Source organism: Polaromonas sp. P4_F9 (assembly GCF_056401235.1).
Map to the genome: position 1 here is coordinate 12,237 of NZ_JBFUJT010000035.1, position 19,011 is coordinate 31,247.

General features: G+C 64.2%; 21 protein-coding genes. 9 read left to right on the forward strand and 12 right to left on the reverse strand.

Translation table 11 applies throughout. The features are described from left to right. Positions 1 to 73: 73 nt before the first annotated feature. Positions 74 to 433, forward strand: a complete 360-nt coding sequence (locus AC1DUB_RS23455; RefSeq protein WP_477731568.1) for a hypothetical protein — start codon at positions 74 to 76, stop codon at positions 431 to 433. 110 nt (positions 434 to 543) lie between these two features. On the opposite strand, the gene ycaC is transcribed toward AC1DUB_RS23455, so the two are convergent. Beyond that, positions 544 to 1,170: an isochorismate family cysteine hydrolase YcaC gene (gene ycaC / locus AC1DUB_RS23460; RefSeq protein WP_477731569.1), complete on the reverse strand. Its 627-nt coding sequence runs from the start codon at positions 1,168 to 1,170 to the stop codon at positions 544 to 546. 139 nt (positions 1,171 to 1,309) lie between these two features. Further along, on the reverse strand, positions 1,310 to 2,191 hold the full coding sequence (locus AC1DUB_RS23465) for a pirin family protein (protein ID WP_477731570.1): 882 nt from the start codon (positions 2,189 to 2,191) through the stop codon (positions 1,310 to 1,312). 121 nt (positions 2,192 to 2,312) lie between these two features. Between AC1DUB_RS23465 and AC1DUB_RS23470 the strand changes: the two genes are divergently transcribed. Further along, entirely contained in the window at positions 2,313 to 3,287 is a 975-nt protein-coding gene (locus AC1DUB_RS23470) for a LysR family transcriptional regulator (RefSeq protein ID WP_477731571.1), read from the forward strand. A gap of 137 nt (positions 3,288 to 3,424) precedes the next feature. Further along, complete coding sequence (locus tag AC1DUB_RS23475) at positions 3,425 to 4,201, forward strand: formylglycine-generating enzyme family protein (protein ID WP_477731612.1); 777 nt, start codon at positions 3,425 to 3,427, stop codon at positions 4,199 to 4,201. A gap of 344 nt (positions 4,202 to 4,545) precedes the next feature. On the opposite strand, the gene AC1DUB_RS23480 is transcribed toward AC1DUB_RS23475, so the two are convergent. The 3 genes from AC1DUB_RS23480 to AC1DUB_RS23490 form a co-directional block, all read right to left on the reverse strand. Then, positions 4,546 to 5,793 carry an enolase C-terminal domain-like protein gene (locus AC1DUB_RS23480; protein ID WP_477731572.1) on the reverse strand — a complete coding sequence of 416 codons (1,248 nt, stop codon included), beginning with the start codon at positions 5,791 to 5,793 and terminating at the stop codon, positions 4,546 to 4,548. Positions 5,794 to 5,919: 126 nt separating this feature from the next. Continuing rightward, a complete protein-coding gene (locus tag AC1DUB_RS23485) occupies positions 5,920 to 6,888 on the reverse strand; it encodes a tripartite tricarboxylate transporter substrate binding protein (RefSeq protein WP_477731573.1) in 969 nt (322 codons plus the stop codon). 95 nt (positions 6,889 to 6,983) lie between these two features. Next, complete coding sequence (locus tag AC1DUB_RS23490) at positions 6,984 to 7,754, reverse strand: SDR family oxidoreductase (protein ID WP_477731574.1); 771 nt, start codon at positions 7,752 to 7,754, stop codon at positions 6,984 to 6,986. Between the two features lie 237 nt (positions 7,755 to 7,991). Between AC1DUB_RS23490 and AC1DUB_RS23495 the strand changes: the two genes are divergently transcribed. After that, positions 7,992 to 8,771 carry a GntR family transcriptional regulator gene (locus AC1DUB_RS23495; RefSeq protein WP_477731575.1) on the forward strand — a complete coding sequence of 260 codons (780 nt, stop codon included), beginning with the start codon at positions 7,992 to 7,994 and terminating at the stop codon, positions 8,769 to 8,771. 387 nt (positions 8,772 to 9,158) lie between these two features. Here the strand turns inward: AC1DUB_RS23495 and AC1DUB_RS23500 are convergent, their stop codons facing one another. Both AC1DUB_RS23500 and AC1DUB_RS23505 read right to left on the reverse strand, forming a co-directional pair. Beyond that, positions 9,159 to 10,349, reverse strand: a complete 1,191-nt coding sequence (locus AC1DUB_RS23500; RefSeq protein ID WP_477731576.1) for an NAD(P)/FAD-dependent oxidoreductase — start codon at positions 10,347 to 10,349, stop codon at positions 9,159 to 9,161. Positions 10,350 to 10,508: 159 nt separating this feature from the next. Next, positions 10,509 to 11,480, reverse strand: coding sequence for an alpha/beta fold hydrolase (locus AC1DUB_RS23505; protein WP_477731577.1), 972 nt, complete (start codon positions 11,478 to 11,480; stop codon positions 10,509 to 10,511). 163 nt (positions 11,481 to 11,643) lie between these two features. Here AC1DUB_RS23505 and AC1DUB_RS23510 point away from each other — a divergent pair, with 163 nt between their 5' ends. Then, positions 11,644 to 12,486, forward strand: a complete 843-nt coding sequence (locus AC1DUB_RS23510; RefSeq protein ID WP_477731578.1) for a MipA/OmpV family protein — start codon at positions 11,644 to 11,646, stop codon at positions 12,484 to 12,486. A 127-nt stretch (positions 12,487 to 12,613) separates the two neighbouring features. Then, a complete protein-coding gene (locus tag AC1DUB_RS23515; RefSeq protein ID WP_477731579.1) occupies positions 12,614 to 13,321 on the forward strand; it encodes an aspartate/glutamate racemase family protein in 708 nt (235 codons plus the stop codon). A gap of 232 nt (positions 13,322 to 13,553) precedes the next feature. On the opposite strand, the gene AC1DUB_RS23520 is transcribed toward AC1DUB_RS23515, so the two are convergent. Continuing rightward, positions 13,554 to 14,123, reverse strand: a complete 570-nt coding sequence (locus tag AC1DUB_RS23520; RefSeq protein ID WP_477731580.1) for a DUF1439 domain-containing protein — start codon at positions 14,121 to 14,123, stop codon at positions 13,554 to 13,556. Between the two features lie 360 nt (positions 14,124 to 14,483). Between AC1DUB_RS23520 and AC1DUB_RS23525 the strand changes: the two genes are divergently transcribed. After that, on the forward strand, positions 14,484 to 14,972 hold the full coding sequence (locus AC1DUB_RS23525; protein ID WP_477731581.1) for a hypothetical protein: 489 nt from the start codon (positions 14,484 to 14,486) through the stop codon (positions 14,970 to 14,972). Positions 14,973 to 15,141: 169 nt separating this feature from the next. Continuing rightward, the gene (locus AC1DUB_RS23530) at positions 15,142 to 15,558 is read left to right on the forward strand and encodes a hypothetical protein (protein WP_477731582.1); all 417 of its coding nucleotides are present in this window, start codon (positions 15,142 to 15,144) and stop codon (positions 15,556 to 15,558) included. A gap of 215 nt (positions 15,559 to 15,773) precedes the next feature. Here AC1DUB_RS23530 and AC1DUB_RS23535 read toward each other — a convergent pair whose 3' ends face one another. Continuing rightward, positions 15,774 to 16,280 (reverse strand): c-type cytochrome, encoded by a 507-nt coding sequence (locus AC1DUB_RS23535; RefSeq protein ID WP_477731583.1) that lies wholly within the window; start codon positions 16,278 to 16,280, stop codon positions 15,774 to 15,776. A gap of 11 nt (positions 16,281 to 16,291) precedes the next feature. Next, the gene (locus tag AC1DUB_RS23540) at positions 16,292 to 16,720 is read right to left on the reverse strand and encodes a nuclear transport factor 2 family protein (RefSeq protein WP_477731584.1); all 429 of its coding nucleotides are present in this window, start codon (positions 16,718 to 16,720) and stop codon (positions 16,292 to 16,294) included. Positions 16,721 to 16,834: 114 nt separating this feature from the next. On the opposite strand from AC1DUB_RS23540, the gene AC1DUB_RS23545 reads away from it, so the two are divergent. Beyond that, the gene (locus AC1DUB_RS23545; RefSeq protein WP_477731585.1) at positions 16,835 to 17,482 is read left to right on the forward strand and encodes a TetR/AcrR family transcriptional regulator; all 648 of its coding nucleotides are present in this window, start codon (positions 16,835 to 16,837) and stop codon (positions 17,480 to 17,482) included. A 21-nt stretch (positions 17,483 to 17,503) separates the two neighbouring features. Here the strand turns inward: AC1DUB_RS23545 and AC1DUB_RS23550 are convergent, their stop codons facing one another. Together AC1DUB_RS23550 and AC1DUB_RS23555 are read right to left on the reverse strand one after the other, a co-directional pair. Beyond that, positions 17,504 to 17,743 (reverse strand): hypothetical protein, encoded by a 240-nt coding sequence (locus AC1DUB_RS23550; RefSeq protein ID WP_477731586.1) that lies wholly within the window; start codon positions 17,741 to 17,743, stop codon positions 17,504 to 17,506. A 207-nt stretch (positions 17,744 to 17,950) separates the two neighbouring features. Further along, a complete protein-coding gene (locus AC1DUB_RS23555) occupies positions 17,951 to 18,928 on the reverse strand; it encodes a porin (RefSeq protein ID WP_477731587.1) in 978 nt (325 codons plus the stop codon). Positions 18,929 to 19,011 lie beyond the last annotated feature (83 nt).

Below are 19,011 nucleotides of genomic sequence, written 5' to 3' on the forward strand. Positions count from 1 at the left end.
CGGCATGAGCTGCCGTCCCCGAGCCTTGCCTCACGACCCAACCATGCAACTCAAACCCAACGACAAAGCGCCCATGAACACCCTTTCAACCCTCATCCTCGGCCGGGTCCTGTTGGCCCTGGCCTTCGTCGGGCCTGGCGCGGCCCACCTTATCGATTCACTGCGACAACGCAATCATCTCCAGGCTGCTGTTGGTGCGGTCGAGGTCTCCGCCGGTCTGGCATTGATGGGCGGATGGCAGGTCCGCTGGCTGGCGCTGGCGGCAGCGCTCTTCCTGGTGGTGGACGCCTTCCTGGCCCACGCCTTCTGGAGCGCCATCCCGCAAGACCAGCGCAACCAGCTGCTGCATTTCTTCAAGAACCTGGCCCTGGCCGGTGCCTTCATCCTGCTGGGCAGTGCAGCTTCTTCGGCGCAGCTCGCGAGTCTCAAATAGAAACAGGCAAACCGGCCGGCGGGCAAATGGACCTGCCGTCCTCCGCGGCCCCTGAAAGCGCTGCTTGCGCTCGTCAGGAAGGCCCACAGCAGGCCCGGTGGTGGTGGGTATTACTTCGACGCCTTGACCGCGCTATAGCTGGTCATCAGGTTGCGGTAGTCGGGAATGTGGTTGGCAAACAGGGTGCCCAGGCCTTCCACATCGTTGCGCCAGTCGCGGTGCAGCTCACAGGCCAGGCCAAACCAGGTCATCAGCTGTGCGCCCGCTTCCGACATCCGGTTCCAGGCCGAGTGGCGGGTGACTTCGTTGAAGGTGCCCGACGCATCGGTCACCACGAACACCTCAAAGCCTTCGGCCAGTGCCGACAGGGCGGGGAAGGCCACGCAGACCTCGGTCACCACGCCAGCGATGATGAGCTGCTTGCGACCGGTCGCCTTGACAGCCTTCACGAAGTCTTCGTTGTCCCAGGCATTGATCTGGCCCGGCCGCGGAATGAAGGCCGCATCGGGCAGCGTCTGCTTCAGCTCGGGCACCAGGGGGCCATTGGGGCCGTCCTCAAAGCTGGTGGTCAGCACGGTCGGCAGCTTGAAGTACTTGGCGATGTCGGCCACCGCCAGCACGTTGTTCTTGAACCTGTCGGGCTCGATGTCGCGTACCAGCGACAGCAGGCCGGCCTGGTGATCGACCAGCAGCACGGCGGCCTGGTTTTTGTCGAGACGACGGTACGGATTTGACATGGCTATTCTCCTGAAGTGATAAACAAGGGTTGATTGACAAAGTGACAAAGCCCGGCTGGGCGATGGGCGAGATGCCCGGGGAAAACCCGCCCGCAGGCGGGGCTGTGGCCCGGCCCATCGCAGGGCCGGATCCGCGTGCTCAGTGCGCCGTCGGGCTGATCCGCCCGAAGCGGCCGGCGTTGAAGTCGTTGATGGCGGTGGCGATTTCGGCCTGCGTGTTCATGACGAAGGGGCCATGGCCCACGATGGGCTCGTTGATCGGCTCGCCGCTCAGCACCAGCAGCGTGGCATCGCTGTTCGCCTCCAGCCTCAAGCCATCGTCCTCGCGCTCCAGCAGCGCCATCTGCGCTTCGTGCACCACCTCGCCATTGACCAGCACCGTGCCGTGCAGCACCACGACGGCGGCCGTGTGGCCTGGCGGCAGGGTCAGTGCGGCCTCTTTACCCTGGCCCAGCCGCACATCCCAGACATTGATGGGCGTGAAGGTTTGTGCGGGCCCGGTGTTGCCGTCGTAGTTGCCGGCAATCACGCGCACGCTGCCAGCGCCCTCAGGCAGGGCCACCGACGGGATCTGCGCATCCACGATGCCCTGGTAGCGCGGCGCGGCCATCTTGTCCCTGGCGGGCAGGTTCACCCACAGCTGCACCATCTCCAGCGTGCCGCCCTGCTGCGTGAACGCGGGCGAATGAAACTCTTCGTGCAGGATGCCCGAGGCCGCCGTCATCCACTGCACGTCGCCCGGGCCGATCACGCCGCCGCTGCCGGTGGAGTCCTGGTGCGCGACTTCGCCCTTGTAGACGATGGTCACCGTTTCAAAACCCCGGTGCGGGTGCGTGCCCACACCGCGCCGCTCACCGGGTGTGCCGGCCGGCTTGAACTCCGCCGGACCGGCGTAGTCGAGCAACAAAAACGGACTCACATGCTGGCCCAGCGTGTCGTAGCTGAAGAGCGAGCGCACCGGAAAACCGTTGCCCACCCAGTGCGGGCGGGGGCTGCTATAGATACCCAGAACCTTCTTCATGACTGCTCCTTGAAAAGTGACTGCAGAAAAAACAGCCATGAACGAAAGATAGTTCCGGAACGATGAATCCGGTAGTCGGCTAAATTTGCCATCAGCGTTCTATTTGAGGAACAATGACGGCATGCAGGACCTCAACGACCTTTATTACTTTGTGCAGGTGGTCGAGCACCAGGGCTTTGCGCCCGCAGGCCGCGCGCTTAATAGCCCGAAGTCCAAGCTGAGCCGGCGCATCGCCCTGCTGGAAGAGCGCCTGGGCGTGCGTCTGATCCAGCGCTCAACCCGCCGCTTTGCCGTCACCGAGATCGGCCAGGAGTACTACCGGCATTGCCTGGCCATGCTGGTCGAGGCCAACGCGGCGCAGGAGGTGATTGATCGCGTGAGCGCCGAGCCGCAGGGCACCGTGCGCATGAGCTGCCCCACGGCCCTGCTCGACTACCAGCTCGGCGACGTCCTGGCGCGCTTCATGGCCGCCTGCCCGCGCGTGCAGGTGCAGCTGGAGAGCACCAACCGCCGCGTCGACGTGATTGGCGAGGGTTTTGACATCGCCATTCGCGTGCGCTTTCCGCCGCTCGAAGACACCGACCTCGTCATGCGCGTGCTGGGCGACAGCACGCAGCGCCTGGTGGCCAGCCCCGGGCTGCTCAAGGCCCGCGGCCTGGTCGCACCGCTGCTGCCGGCCGACCTGGGCCACCTGCCCAGCCTCGATGAAGGCCCGCCGCACCGCGAGCATGCCTGGCACCTGGTGGGCCCCAACGGCGCCAGCGCCGTGGTGCACCACACGCCGCGCCTCATCAGCGACGACCGGCTGGCCTTGCGCCTGGCCGCGCTGCAAGGCGTGGGCGTGTTGCAGCTGCCGACGATGATGGTGCAACAGGACCTGGCGCAGGGGTTGCTGGTCGACCTGCTGCCCCATTGGCGGCCGCGGGCGGGCATTGTGCATGCGGTGTTTCCGTCACGCCGCGGCCTGCTGCCGGCGGTGCGCGAGTTGATCGATTTCCTGGCCCTTGAATTTGCCAAGCTCGCCCTGGCTGAGCGCGGTGATGAGCCGGCGCTGGCGGCAGCGCCGGTGCATGCGCCGACCCAAGCCGCGCCATGAAGGATTGCGCCCGTCACGCCGGGTTAGCGTGGCCCACGTTGCTGTGCTGAACGTATCCCACCCACACCATGCGCACCTACGCTTCGGTTTTTCTACTGGCCACTGGTTTTCTCCTGTCGGCCTGCTCCTCGCAACGCATGCAGCCCACGCCGCCGAAGCCGCCCGCTCCGCGCGCCATTGAAAATTCACTGGGCATGAAGTTTGTGCTGGTGCCGGCCGGTGAATTCCTGATGGGCAGCGACGAGTCGCCCGACGCCCTGGCGCGCGACTACCCGGCTTACCAGCGCAAGCGCCTGACAGACCTTGCCGACGAAGCGCCCGTGCACCGGGTGCGCATCACGCGGCCTTTTTACTTGGGCCAGCATGAAGTCACGGTGGGCCAGTTCCGCCGATTCATCGAGGCCTCGGGCTACGTACCCGAATCCATCGCCGACGGCACCGGCGGCTATGGCTACAACCCCGCCTACGACCCCGCCACATCAGCACGCGGCGATGCCTTTGAGGGGCGCGACCCGAAGTACTCGTGGCGCAACCCCGGCTTCGCCCAGAGCGATGCGCATCCGGTGCTCAACGTGACCTGGAACGACGCCGTGGCCCTGAGCCAGTGGCTGAGCAAGCACGAAGGCCATACCTACCGCCTGCCCACCGAAGCCGAATGGGAATACGCCTGCCGCGCCGGTTCACCCGCGCGTTACTTTGGCGGCAACGACCCCCAGTCGCTGCTGCAATGGGCCAACACCCTGAACGACCCGCCCGGCCCCGACGCGGGAAGCGTGCGTGTGCGCCGCGGCGGCTCCTGGCACACCTGGTCGCTGTACGCCCGCTGCAGCTACCGCAACTGGAACTCACCGCAGACCCGTTACACCCTGGTGGGCATGCGTTTGCTGCGCGAGGTGGAGGGCGCCAGGCCGTGAGGTTTTGCCTCGAACTCCGCTTCAACACGGCCTTGACCCAGTCCGCAAAAACGCCCGCAAACGGCTATCAAAAGTAGAGCAATTCCTTTCGGCTGCCAGCCGTGGCCGTTGTCATGCGGTGATTATTCAGGATACTCGCCGCACAATTTGCGGTGAATAAACGCATAGTCGACTTATGCCCCACAACAGTGTCGGTGCCCAGCGGCAGGCGGAGTTTGGTGGTGGCGCGCTTTGAGTGAACGGGTCATCCCCGTTTTACTCCTTCCCGCCTTTGGGGGAAGGCAGGGATGGGGGCAGCGCAACCGGCGCTGCTTATTTACGTGCACCAGGCGCACTTGCGCCGCTCAGGGAGTCTGCAAGGTCCCGTCGGCGAGTCGCGTTTGCGTCCAGGTGGTGACGGTGTTTTCGCACGGGTATTTAGCCGCCTCGGCTTCGTCGAGGTCGACACCCAGGCCGGGCTTGTCGTTGGCATAGACATGGCCCTTACGGAATTCCGGCAGGCCCGGGAAGACGTCGAGCAGCGCTTCACGCGGTCCCTTGAGTTCCTGGATGACAAAGTTGGGCGGCTCGGTGCCGGACCATTCCTGTATGCCGAAATTGCGCGCGGCCAGGTCGATGTGGATGTTCGCTGCATGGGCCAGCGGCGACATGTCGCCCGGCCCGTGCCAGGCGGTGCGCACGCCGAACTGCTCGGCAAAGATCTGCAGCTTGCGACCCGGCGTGATGCCGCCGATCTGGCTCAGGTGCACGCGGATGTAATCGATCAGCTGCTCGGTGATCAGGAACTTCCATTCGTACGGGTTGTTGAATAGCTCCCCCTGCGCCAGCGGAATGTTGGTTTTGGCGCGCAGCTGGCGCAGCCAGTTGCCTTCTTCGAGCGGGATCGCATCCTCCAGAAAGAACAGCTCGAAGCGCTCCAGCTCGCAGGCAAAGCTGATCGCATCGACCGGCTTGAGCCGCTCATGCACGTCGTGGCAGAGCTCGACCTCGTAGCCGACCTTGCTGCGTATGCCCTCAAAGAGCTTGAGCGTCTCGCGCATGTATTTGCGGCTGTCGAGGTAGATGCCGTCGGCAGCGCCCCGGGGTGCGCCGGCCGGCGCGGCGCCAAAGCCACCGCCGCCGTAGCCCCCGCTCTGGCAGCGGATGTGCGTGATGCCCTGCTCACGGTATTTCTGGATGTTGTCGCACAGCTCGGCCAGGTCGCGGCCATCGGCGTGGCGGTAGATCGGCACGCCTGCGCGCACCTTGCCGCCGAACAGCTGGTACAGCGGCATGCCGGCCAGCTTGCCCTTGATGTCCCAGAGCGCCATGTCCACGCCCGAGATCGCGTTGTTTTCGATCGGGCCGTTGCGCCAGTAGGCGTTCTGGTGCATCAGCTGCCAGAGCTCCTCGATCGCCTCGGCATCGCGGCCGATGAGCAGGGGCCTGAGGTACTCCTCGACCAGACACTTCACCGCCAGGTGCCGGTACGCAAAGGTTGCGCAACCCAGGCCGTGCAGGCCGGGCTGGTTGGTTTCTATCTTCACGACGAGGAGGTTGATGCCTTCGGGCGCGGTGAGGATGACTTTGACGTCGGTGATGAGGGTGGCCATGGGGTCAGGGTGATCTGGGGTGTCTGCTGGGGTTGGCGGTATTGCAAAGGCAGGAGAACCCGGCGCGGGTTCCGGGTTCTCCTGGCGATCGGCAGCAGGCGCGGGGCTTGCGCCGGGCCGTGCGGCTTATTTCTGGATGTTGAGCCCGGCCAGCAGCTTCTTGAAGTAAGCGGACTGGCTGTTCATGAAGACCTGGAACTGCTCGCCGTCCAGGTAGGCCGGCTGCAGGTTGGCTTTCATGAGCGCTTCGCGGAAGGCCGGGTCTTCGCCGGTTTTGCGGCTGGCTTCGCGCAGGTACTGCACCACCTCGGGCGGCGTGTTCAGCGGCACGCCCAGGCCGCGCCAGGTCCCGACGACCAGGTCCACGCCTTTTTCCTTGAAGCTCACGACCTTGTCGTAGGGCGCGGGCAGCTTGCGGTCGGCCATGGAAACCAGCACGCGAACTTTGCCGGCCGCGACGAAGGAGCCGATCTCGGCGGGGCTGACCGTGATCGCATCGACGTGGCCGCCGGCTAGCGCCATCACGCTGGGCGCCGCACCCTGGAAGGGCACATGGTTGAACTTGACGCCGGTCTTGTCTTCCACCGCCGCGGCCGCCAGGTGCCAGATCGTTCCGGTGCCGGCATTGCCCATGGTGACCGTGCCGGGTTGTTTGCGCGCGGCGGCCAGCAGCTCGTCAATGGACTGGTAAGGCGACTCGGCGCGCACGGCGATCAGGCCGGGGTCGCCGTTGAGCCGCGCCAGCGGGATGAAGTCGCTCGTCGTTACCTTGGTCATGCCCAGGTGCGGGATGATCGCGAGCTCGGAAATCAGCACGCCGATCTTGTAGCCGTCGGGCGTCGCGCGTTGCACTTCGGTCATCGCCAGGCCACCGCTGACGCCGGGCTTGTTGCTCACCACGATGGGCTGGGTGACATATTTTTTGGCGGTCTCGGCAAACAGGCGCGCCATGATGTCGGTGCCCCCGCCGGCGGTCGACGGCACGACCATTTCGATGGGCCGGATCGGGTAGTCCGCCGCGATGGCGGCGGCCGGGAGCGTCAGGGCCGCGAGCGTGACCGCGGTGGCGGGAAGGAGCGTGCGCAGAAACTTCATGATTTGTCTCTCTGTCGGTTGGTTGGGGAAGGTAAAGGGGACGGTAAGAGGGAAGGTAAGGGGACGGTCAGGGGGGAAGGAAAGAAAGGGGCGGCTCAAAGCACGGCCAGCATGCCGCCATCAACGTAAATGATCTGGCCGTTGACATACTCGGACGCCTTCGATGCCAGCCAGATCGCGGTGCCGGCCAGCTCGTCGGGCCGGCCCCAGCGACGCGCGGGCGTGCGGCCCTTGACCCAGGCGTCGAACGCCGGGTTGTCGAGCAGAGCGGTGTTCATCTCGGTGGCCATGTAGCCCGGCCCGATCGCATTGGCCTGGATGCCGTGCTCGGCCCATTCGGCCGCCATGGCGCGTGTCAGCATCTTGATGCCGCCCTTGGCCGCCGTGTAGGGCGCGACGGTGGCGCGCGCGGCTTCGCTCGTGAGCGAGCCGATGTTGATGACCTTGCCGCCGCGGCCGCGCGCGATCATGCGTTTGGCTGCTTCGCGGCCGACCAGGAAGGCGCTGGTGAGGTTGGTGTTCAGCACCTTGTCCCATTCGGCCACCGACAGCTCGACCAGCGGCTTGCGCAACTGGATGCCGGCGTTGTTCACGAGAATGTCGATTTCGATGCCGGCGTCATCCAGGCGCGCAAAGGCTGCGCACACGGCGGCTTCGTCCGTGACGTCGAAAGCGGCCTCATCGACGTGATGGCCTTTGGCCCGCAGGGCCGCGGCGCCGAGCGCCAGGCGTTCGGTGTCCATGCCATTGAGCACCAGCCGGGCGCCGGCCTGGGCCAGTCCTTCGGCAATCGCATGGCCCAGGCCGCGCGAAGAGCCGGTGACGAGGGCCGTGCGGCCGGACAGATCAAAAAGAGGATGTGACATGGGGTGGAGGGTGTTGCACCGTCTTGCGGTTTTTGTCGATGCTTTGAAGAATACTGTGATATTTCACGAAAAGACTCAGTATTTACCCGAACCATGACCTGAGCGCAAAACGGGCGAAGATGGCTGAAATTACGGGTCAAATTGCCAAAAGTGAGCGAACCACTGCTTGCATATCAGGGTATGCTTTGATGTGTCTTCGCTGAAATTTCTCAATTTCCCGGTAATTCAAGGAGCCTCATGGCCACGTCCCCGCGCCACCGTCCCAAACTGGTTGCCGCCGCCACCGCGCCGGCCCCGGAAGCGCCGCGCCGCCGCAGCCAGGTCAACCTGTCGGATCTGGCCTATGAACGCCTGGAGGAATTGCTGATCTGCTGCGAACTCAAGCCGGGCCGCTTTCTTGCGATGCATGAACTGCAGGCATTGGTCGGTTATGGCCGCACGCCGGTGCACCAGGCCGTGAGCCGCCTGGCCGCCGACACGCTGATGCTGGTGTCGCCGCGCCACGGCATCCAGATCGCGCCGATCGATTTGACCCGCGAGCGCGTGCTGCTGCGCCTGCGCCGCGACATGGAGCGTTTTGTGATTCGCCTGGCCACCGAGCGCTCGGGCGCCTCACAGCGCAACCAGATGTTGCACATCCGGCGCCAGCTCATGGAGCATGGCGCCGACATGACGATCGCCCAGTTCAACACGATCGACCGGCGCATCGACCAGCTGTTCCTGGCGGCGGCCAACGAGCCGTTTGTCGAAAGCACCTTGCGGCCGCTGCATACCATCTTCCGTCGCATCGGCTGGATTTACCACATGCAGACGGCCAACCACACCAATCTGCAGGGCACGGTGGACGGGCATGTCGCGGTGATCGACGCGGTCGCCAACGGCCATGTCGACGCTGCCATTGCCGCGTCCGACGGCCTCATGGATTTTGTTGAGGGCATGTTTTATGTGCTGGAGCGCGAGGTCGACCCGGCACTGCTCGATTGCAGCCTTCAATCGCTCGACCTGGGTACGGCCTAACCGGTGTGACCTTCGCGCAGCACGGCGCGCCTTCATCGACCTGGCGGTGGAATGGCTGGCGGGCAAGGCGAAAGGCGCCGGCGGCGTGCGTTGAGGGGTCATCCCCGCTTTACCCCTTCCCGCCTTTGGGGGAAGGCAGGGATGGGGGCTCCCCGCAGCGTGTGCGAACGCGCGATTAACCCCAATCCCATTCAGTTAAGCCGTTCGCCCTGAGCCCAGCCCGAACGGGGTTTGGGGCTTAACTGAACCGCATGGCTATTCATCCCGGTCCAGCCCAACAAAGATGGGCGCAAGCTGCCATGAAATAAATAGCGATTCTTGCGGGTTCGCTGCCCCCATCCCTGCCTTCCCCCAAAGGCGGGAAGGAGCAAGAGTAAGAGCAGCACCTCAAATCACATTCTTTTCCAGCAAGGCCCGCCCCTCCACCAGCCTTTGCACCGACAGCGGCGACAAGTCCAGGCTGGTGTAGGCGCCGTCGCTTATCCACTCGGCCAGGCCGCGCCCCACGGCCGGCGCCTGCTGCAGGCCGTGGCCGCTGAAGCCGTTGGCCAGCAGCAGGTTGGGCAGGGCCGGGTGCGGCCCCAGCAGGGCATTCTGGTCAAAGGTGTTGTACTCGTAGTATCCGGCCCAGGCGCGCTGCTGGCGCACGGCCTCAAAGCCTGGCACCCGGTGCGCCAGCGTCAGCCAGGCCTGGTCGAACAGCTCGTAGTCGACCTCCAGCGGCGCGTCGTTGTCATCCTGCGGCGGCGGCAGGCCGCAAATCCAGATGTCGCCTTCGGGGCGAAACCACAGCCCGCTCGGGTCAATCACCAGCGGGCAATCGGGCGTTTTGGCCGGGCTGGCAAACGCATACACACAGCGCCTGCGCCCACACACCGGCAGGTCCAGCCCGGTGCCAGCCAGCAGGGGCCGGGCCCAGGCGCCGGCCGCGTTCACTGCCCAGTCGCAGGGCAGTTGCGCACCGCCTTCCAGCGTCACCGCATGCACGCGGCCCTGGCTGTGCGCAAAGCCGGTGGCTTGCGCCTTCACATACTGCACGCCCAGGCTGCGCGCCTTTTGCTTGAAGGCCATCAGCAAGCCGTAGCCGTCAAACCAGCCTTCGCCATTCAAGCCCAAAGAGGCCAGTACCAGGTCGTCCACCTGCAGCCAGGGGAAGCGCTGCTGCAGCGCAGCCGGCTCCAGCAGCGCCACCTCTACGCCATGCGCGCGCTGGGTGGCGTGGTTCTCGCGCAAGGTGGCCGCACCGGCTTCAGTGGCCAAATACAAATAGCCCTTTTCTGTCAGGCCGATGTCGGGCACGTCCCCGTCTACCGCCAGGTGCTGTTTGATATTGCGCAAAAACCCAATGCCGAACTGCGAGATCGCAATGTTCACCGGCGCCGAGAACTGCTGGCGTATGGAGCTGGCCGACAGCGCCGAAGAGGCTTGCGCATAGGTCGGGTCGCGTTCCACCACGGTCACATCGCCGCGAAAGCGCGGGTGCGTTGCCAAAAAGTAGGCGAGCGCGCTGCCTATGACGCCACCGCCGGCGATGACTATTTTCTGTACTGCCTGGCCCATCTTTTCCGTACTTTCCATCCTGGTTGATGGTGCTCATCCTACCTCCAGGTCTTGGGAAAATTCGGCCCGCTTGCCGCAGCGCTTAGTACTGAAGGCTATTGAAAAGATAGCGAAACAGCGGGACCGGCGAGGGCGGTTCCCGCCGCCCTCCCATGCCCTCAGTCCCTTATTCCCCAGTTATTTCAGGAAGTCGACCAGTGCAGGAATCACTTGGTCTGGCGCTTCCTCCATCAGCCAGTGGCCCGAGCCCTTCACCACCACGCCCTTGACGTCGTTCGCCACCAGCTTGCCCTGCTCGATCAGGAAAGTGCCGCCGGCTTTTTCGCCGGAGAGCACCAGCATGGGCATGGGCAGCTTGTTGGCCGAGAGCGCGGCAAAGTCGGCAGCGTCTTTCTCAAAGTTCTTGAAGTACTCAAAACCCGACCGCATGCCGCCGTCTTGCGCATAGGCCGCGGCATACACACGCCGGTCGGCTTCCGGCACCGAGTGTTTGGCATCGGCGGCAAAGTCGTTCCAGAAATGCTCAAAGTAAATGCGCTCGCGCCCCTTCACCAAAGCCAGCGGCACCGGGCCGTGGAAATGAAAGTGCCACAGGTCACGCAGCAGCCACACGTCCTGCCATTTGCCGATGCCGGGCAAAAACGCGTCCATCAGCACCACGCGTTCGGTCTCGGCCGGAAACTGCGCCGCATAGGCATAGGCCACCATCAGGCCGATGTCGTGGCCAACGATGCTCGCGCTTTTGACGCCCAGTGACTTCACCAGCTCATGAATGTCCACGGCCATGTTCTTTTTATCGTAGCCGCCCTCGGGTTTGGACGAACCACCGGCGCCGCGCAGGTCCGGCACGATCACCGTGTGGTTTTTGGCCAGCAGCGGCATCAGCGGGTTCCACATGTGGCTGGTTTCGGCATAGCCGTGCAGCAGCACCACCGCCGGGCCGCTGCCGCCCACGCGGTAGTGAATGCGCGTGCCATTGACGTCGGCGGTGCGCGCCGTGAAGCCGGGCACTGCGGCGGCGCGGGGACTTGCCGTAGCGGCGAAGGCGGGTGACGCACCTGCCAGCAGCGCGGCCGATGCGGCACCAAGGGTGGCGGCGCCCGCCAGCAACTGGCGGCGGGTAGAAAGAAGTTCAGTCGAAGCATTCATGGCGATGTCCTGAAGTAAAGTTAAAGTGACTCCACTGTAGAAGTTAGCTTTGCTTGGTGGAAGGCCTGAAAAGTGATTTACTTGTTCAGCTTTTATGAATTAAGTAGGCAAAACCAAGCACCCGGCATACTTTTCCTTCACCCTTGTCCAGCCGGGAGCCCCTATGAAAGTTCAACCCTTACTCTGCGGCTGTGCGGTCGTCGCCTTGTTGCTGGCCGCGCCCATGGCCAGCCGAGCGCAGGAACCGGCGCCCGCGCCGCTTCCCCTGTGGGAGATCGGCGCGGTCGGCCTGGCCATGTCGCAGCAGGCCTACCCGGGCGCATCGCAGAACGTGAGCCGCGGCCTGGCGCTGCCTTACCTGATCTACCGCGGCAAGTACTTACGCGCCGACCGCGAGAGCGTGGGCCTGCGCGCCTTCAGCACGCCGCAGTTTGAACTTGATGTGGGTTTTGCCGCCGCTTTCGGCTCCCGCTCGGACGAAGTGGACGCGCGCCGCGGCATGCCCGACCTGGGCACCCTGGTGGAGTTCGGGCCCCGCCTCAAGTGGCACCTGGGCCAGGGGCCGGCCAATGGCCGCCTGCGGGCCGAGTTTGCGCTGCGCGGCGTGTTTGACCTGGACGACGAGCTCAGCCACAAAGGCATCTCCTTCGAGCCCCGGCTGATCTACGAGTGGCAGGGCAGCGGCGGCTGGCGCTACGGCACCAGCGCCGGCGCGGTGCTGGGCAACCGGCGCCTGGCCGACACGTACTACGGCGTGGCGCCCGCCTATGTCACAGCAGGCCGCCCCGCCTACACGGCCGAAAGCGGGCTGATCAACTGGCGCCTCGGGCTCACGGTGTCGCGCGACGTGACGCCCAAGCTGCGCCTCTTCGGCTTCGCCTGGTTCGACTCCGTTGCAGGCGCCGCCAACCGGGCGAGCCCGCTGGTGCAAAAAACCGCGGGCACCAGCGTCGGCGTGGGCCTGACCTACACCTTCGCACGGTCAGCCACGCTGGTGCGCGACTGAGCCGGCCTTGAACCTCCCGCCGCCCGCCACAATAATCCAAAGCACCGGTGATTCGCCACTGACCACGCACCACCCTTCGCCGGTAACCGCGCAACGGCTACCCCCTACGTCCTGGAACACCACTGTCATGCCGCAACACATCGGAATCGTCGGCTGCTCCGCCGAAGGTGCAGCGCTTTGTTATAAAACCATTTGTATCGAAGGCGTGCAACTGCTCGGCCCGCACGCCCACCCTGAGGTGTCGATGCACACCCACTCGCTGGCCGACTACGTGACTTGCCTCGACGCAGGCGACATGAAAGGCGTGGGCGAGTTGATGCTGTCCTCGGCCCGCAAGCTCGCCGCGGCTGGTGCCGACTTCCTGATCTGCCCCGACAACACCATCCACCAGGCGCTGCCCCACGTCGAGCCGCGCTCGCCGCTGCCCTGGCTGCACATCGCTGAAGTCGTTGCCGCAGAAGCCGCCCGGCGCGGCTTTCACCGCATCGGCATCACCGGCACCCGCTGGCTCGTCGACAGCGAGGTTTATCCAGACAAGCTCACCGCGCGCGGACTGGCCTATACGCGCCCGAGCGATGCGGAACGCGACAAGACCAACCGCATCATCATGGACGAGCTGGTGTACGGCGTCTTCAAGCCCGAGGCGGTTGCCTGCTTTCAGCGGGTGATCGGGCGAATGAAAGAAGAAGGCTGCGACGCCGTCGTCCTCGGCTGCACCGAGATCCCGCTGATCATGAACGACACCAACTCGCCGCTGCCGACGCTCGACTCCACGCGCCTGCTCGCGCGAGCGGCGTTGCGCCGGGCGGTGCTGGGCGCAGCTGCGCCGGCGTAATTGGCCATGAGGCACCCTCCCCCGCTGGGGGAGGGTTGGGGTGGGGGCCTGCGGCGACCGAGTCAGCACGGCGGCCCGACGCCTACGCCGTGAGCCCCCATCCCGGCCTTCCCCCAGCGGGGGAAGGAGATGAGAGGGAGGTAGCGCCCACGCTGTGGAACACCGCGCCGGGCTGATGGTCGATACGCCAACAGCCGCATTAGCCAACATTAGCCAACATTCGCCAACATTTTCAGCGCGGCTGCTTCGTCACAAAACCAATCATCAGCCCCTTGGCCGTCACCGTGATCGTGCCCGGCTCCAGCCCCAGGCCGTCGGCCAGCATCAAGTCCTGCGGCCTGAGCTTGTGCACCACCACTTCCAGCAAGGTCTGGTTGGCGAGGGCCGGCGCATAAGCCTCCAGCAGTGCAGCCGGGCCAGGCGGCAGGCCCGACAGGCGCAGTGAATTGACGCGCAGCTGATGCGCGCGTATCGACTGGTCGCTGGCCTCATAACGCAGCGCAAAATCCACGTCGAACGTGCCGGTAGAGTTACGCGCCAGGGCGGGGCCGGCCGCGTCGATCACTATCTCGGTGCCCAGACGGTTCTGCTCGGGCTGCAAGCGCAGGCGCGGCGTCTGCAGGGTCAGGTCCAGCAGGCCACCCATCGCGTAACGCCGCGGGAACCGCTGCGCCACAGCCTCCTGCAATTGCTCGCTGGATACCGTGTAGCTCGGCTGGGCGTGCGCATCCGGCCATGTCAACAAACCGGCTCCGCCTAACGCTGTCCAGATAGCCAAAGTCAGCAACAGTCTTCGTTTCATCGATGCCTTTCGTTGATTCATTGTGGCCCGGCTCGGTGCGCACATGCGTTGGCGCAAGGCAATGCCCGGTTCAAAAATTCGGTTGTTTTCTGCGAAGGCGTCACGCCCCTACGTTGCCCCCTATCTTGTAACGCACAGACCTTGTTCTGCGAGACGATGGCCACGGCAACGTTTAGAAAAAGCACGCATTCGTAAAAGGATGCATTGATAAAGCCCACCCAAAGACGCGCTGAATGTAAAGCCAAGGTATGGGATGCAACGTTGTGTGAGGCTAGTCAACAGTGTGCCGAGGCGCGCCGTTGAGCACCAGGCCATGTGAAATCAATGTGATTTGACAAACCGTATTCAAAAAGGACCTTCATGAACAAGTTACTCGCTACCCTGATGACCACCCTGATTGCCGGCGCTGCATTTGCACAGACGCCTGCGCCCGTGGCGCCTGCCACCCCGGCCGTCGTCAAGGCAGAAGCCAAGGCCGACAAGTCCGTGGCTGCGGCTGTGACCAGCGAAGCCAAGGTAGACGCCAAGGCTGACGTCAAGGTTGAAAAGGCAGAAACCAACGCTGCTGAAAAGAAAACCAAAGCCCTGACCAAATCCGCAACGACCAAAGCCAAGGCGCACGCCAAAGCCGACAAGGCCGACGCTGAAGACAAAACCAAGACCACCGCCAAAGCTGAAAAAACCGATGCCAAGGCCGATGTCAAAGCCGACAAGGCCGTCATCAAAGCCGACACCAAGGTAGACACCGTGCGCATCAAGGCCGCGGCCGACAAGGCCACCGCCGGTGCCGAAACCACTGCAGTCAAGGCAGAAGCCAAGGCCGACGTGAAAGCGGCTGGCAGCAAGTAATTGCCACGCGACGGCTGCAGGCCGTCTTGCCACCCCTCAAAAAGACAGGCCTCGCCTGTCTTTTTTTATGGGCGTTCTCATTGCGCCTCCAACCCGTCATCCATGCCGCATGGGCATGCCGCGTGGGGCTTAACCTCAACTCAGCCTCAACTCATGTATGGTCAGCGTGATGCGAATCCTTCCCACACTTCTGCTGCTCTCGGCCTCTGCGCTGGCCGGCGCGCAAACCAAGGGCGAGCAGGACGCGCTGGCCCTGGCGATCAGGTCTCAGCACGTCCTGAATGAATATGCAGTCGGGGCCGCTGAGCCCGAGGCCATGAAGTACGTCCAGCGCCTGAGATTAACCAGGGCCGCCCTGGATGCACAACGCAAGCAATGGCCCATCGTGGCCAGTGGCCCCAGCCCGTGGGACAAATTCCGCGCCTGCAAAACCGCCCTCGAACAGGCGTCACACGTCGCCGGGCTTTCCGGCACAAAGGCCGTCAGCACGCTGGATGACAAAGTCTTTCATACCGAGAAAGGCAAGCTGCAGCAACTTCGCTCGGAGTGCGACGAGGCCGTCAAGCGCGGCGGGCTGGCACGATAAGGCAGGGCCGTCTGCTTCATTATTGATGTTTCCGTAACTCATGACACCACACCGTTCGCCCTGAGCCTGTCGAAGTGGCGAAGCCCTTCGACAGGCTCAGGGCGAACGGTAGCGAAGTGCCTGTCAAGATTTATGAAAGTCTCAATAGCAATGCCCGGCATCGGGCTCGCCCCGGACTTGGATCCGGGGTCCGGGATGACGGATTTCTGCCAGTGCTACTCTGGAAACCGCACCACCGGGCCTGTCGCCTTTTGGCCTGGGGGCACATAGGCAGGCGCTGGCGCACCGCCCGGCCCCAGCGAGCGGGTGTAGGCGTAGATGGCTTTGAGATCACTGTCGGTCATCGCACGCACGTTGAACCACGGCATGGGAGGGCGCGGCTTCATCGTTCGCGCATGGGCCAGCCATTCCTTCTGGGTCATGCCCGCCAGGAGAAGCCGGAGATTTGACGGATAGGTCGTTCCCCAAGGTCCGGCCCACCCCAGCGTGTCACCGGTCAGCCAGAGCTTCTCGTCGACCTTGCCCTCCTTGGCGCCGTACCCAGGCGTGTGGCAGTCATTGCAGCCGGCGGTTTCAATCAGGTAGCGGCCCCGGCTGATCTCGTCGCCCTTGCCGGCGGCCATTGCCGATGCTGCCAGCGCCGCCCAGCCGAACGATACGAGGAAGACAGCGCGTGCCAGGCGTGTCCCTGGTGTGGAAATGTTGATGGCGGGAGTTTTCATTGCCGATCTCCTCAGGACACTTTCGCGCCCAGCTGTTGCTGGATGGCCGACAAATCGCACCACACATTCTCGCGGCTGATCTTGTCGCCGCTGAACTCGAACACATGCAGCAGACGGAAGCTGACAGGCCCTTTCCTGCCGGCGCAGCCGAACAGCCGGCCATCCTCAACGTGGCCGTTCCAGATGGCCTCGTCCACGACGAAGCCGTCACCATAGAGGCGGCGCACAGGCGTGACGCCCTCGCCCTTCAGATCGCCGAACAAGGTGACGTAAAACTCGCGGATTTTCCCGGCGTCGCGAACGATGCCGTACGGGGACGGGACCACATGGTGTTCGGCGCCCGGGGCCAGGCTGGCCAGGACGCCCTCGACATCGTCCGTGGCCTCGAACATGAAGTGCGTATCAATGAGGCGGTCAACCTCGGCTGGAGTAAGTGACATGGTAAGCATCCCTTCATCTAGGTTGGAGTTGCGTCCCTTCATGAGACAAGAGTATCATAACGCGTCATGTTAGACTGTCAAGTCATCTTGAGACAAAAGTATCGTAACGAGCCTATGATCAAACAACCCAGCGATCCACGCGCCAACCAGAAAGAGCGCACCCGCTCGGCGGTGGTTGCCGCGGCCACCCAGTTGCTGAGAGACGGCGCGCAGCCTACCGTCGCCGAAGCTGCGGAGCTGGCCAAAGTGTCCCGCGCAACGGCCTACCGTTATTTCCCGACTCAGGAAGCCCTGCTGGTGGAGGTCGCCCAGGTCAACCCGGCGGCGGAGCCCGTTGAGCGCTGGCTGGCAAGCCTGGAAGGAGGTGAGCCGGTGGACAGGCTGCGCGGACTGCTGGGCACTTTCAACGGCGTGGTTCTGACCGAGGAGATCGCGCTGCGCACCGGCCTGCGCGTGTATCTCGACACCTGGCTGGAAAGCCGCCGGCGCGGCGAGGCACCCGCCGCCGTCAGAGAAGGCAGGCGCACCCGATGGCTCGACGAGGCGCTGGAGCCCGTTCGGCAGCAGTTGCGCCCCGCGCAGTGGCGCCGTGTGCGATCGGCGCTGGCCCTGACCTTGGGCATGGAAGCGCTGGTCGTCATGAAAGACGTCTGCAACCTTTCAGACGAGGAGGCACTGGCAACGCTGGAGTGGGCTGCGCAGGCACTCCTGCGGGCCGGGCTGGAGAATGCGGCCGGCAAGCCCGCTGCGCGCAGAGGATAAGTGGGGCCAAACGGGCGGCGTCTACCGCCCCACCACCGACCAACCCGCCTTGAGGTTGGCCTTGTCGTTCTCATACTCCCACGCGGTGCCGCAGCGGTCACAGCGGTAGCTGGTGATGGTGACCAAGTGGCCACCGCGCTTTTCCTGGCGGTTGCCGCCCTGCACCAGTTCGGGGTGCCCGGGGGATTTGCGCCAGTTGCGCTGGATGCCGGCACATGAATCGCACAGATCCATCTTCTGTCGGTTCAGGTCTTCGGTCATGGTGCTGCTCTTTGGGTTGGTGATGGCTGGCCGATTTGCCAGTTAGCCGTGGGCGGAAGCACCGTAGCGCCCAAGCCCTCTTTAACCAGGGATTGGCGATCGCCGCGCCCGCGCAAACACCGGACGCGATCGTGCAGCGGCTGAACCAGGACATCCAGCACGTCTTTGCGCGAGCCCGGGAGAGCGATCTTGCAGCATCCCGCCCTGTCAGAAGTCGTGCCGCAGGCCGATGCCGAAGACGCGCTTGTCCATATGGGGCTTGCTGGAGTCGAATTTGTCATGGTCGTAGAAGGCCTGGAACTCGCTGCGCTTCGACAGCGCGTAGGTGTAGGCTAGCTGCTGCTTCGGGCGGTCGGCCGTGAGTGAGGTCTGCACGTCGCGGTTCATGACGTTGAGCACCACGGCGTGCGCGTTGTGCATGAACTTGACGCCCAGGAGCCAGTAGTCCACGTTGCGCCGGCTGGCGCGCGTGTTCGCATAGGTATCACGCCCCACCAGGACATAAGGCGCGACCCAGCCGACGTCGTAGCGCACGCCGGTCTGCCATTTTTTGGAAAACTCGTTGGGCAGGAGTCCGCCTGGGCGGGAATCGCGACCATGGCTGACGCCGGTTCGCCAGGGGCCGTTCGCGTAAGTCACGCCCACGTCGAGCGACCTGGCGCCGTTTTCCATGTTCACATTGTCTGGCGGGCCGCGCAGGTAGTAGCGTGCGCGAACGACGAAGTCGGCCATGTTCGGACTGACGTAGCCGATCGCATTTGACGTCCGGTTTCGCAAGTTCAGGTAGTTGGGGCCGATCTGGGTGGCTCCGGCATCATTGGGTGCCAGGTTGATGATCGACAAGGCTTGCGAAAAAATGGGCGAGCCGACCGACGTGCCCGAGTCCAGGCGCCCCAGCGCCAAAGTGCCGAAGCCCCCTTTCAACCCGACATAGCTGTGCCGGTATTGCGGGAGCGTGGCGGCACCCGAGGAAGTGTCGAAGCCCATCTCCAGACCGAACTGGGCGGACAAGCCTTCGCCAAGGTCCTCGCTGCCCCGGAATCCCAGTTTCGATCCGTTTTCTTCCAGGTCGAGCTTGGTTGCACCATTCCCGGCCTTCGTGTGATTGAGCGAGGTGATGACCCTGCCGTAGATCTGCACGGGGGATTGCGCAGCGACCGGCAGGATGGTGCCGGCTAGCAGCATGAGGCCGATTGCACCCGAAAAAAGTTGGTTTCTCACTACTTTTGCACTTCATGTTGTTGTGAAGGAATTTTCAGATTCGCCAT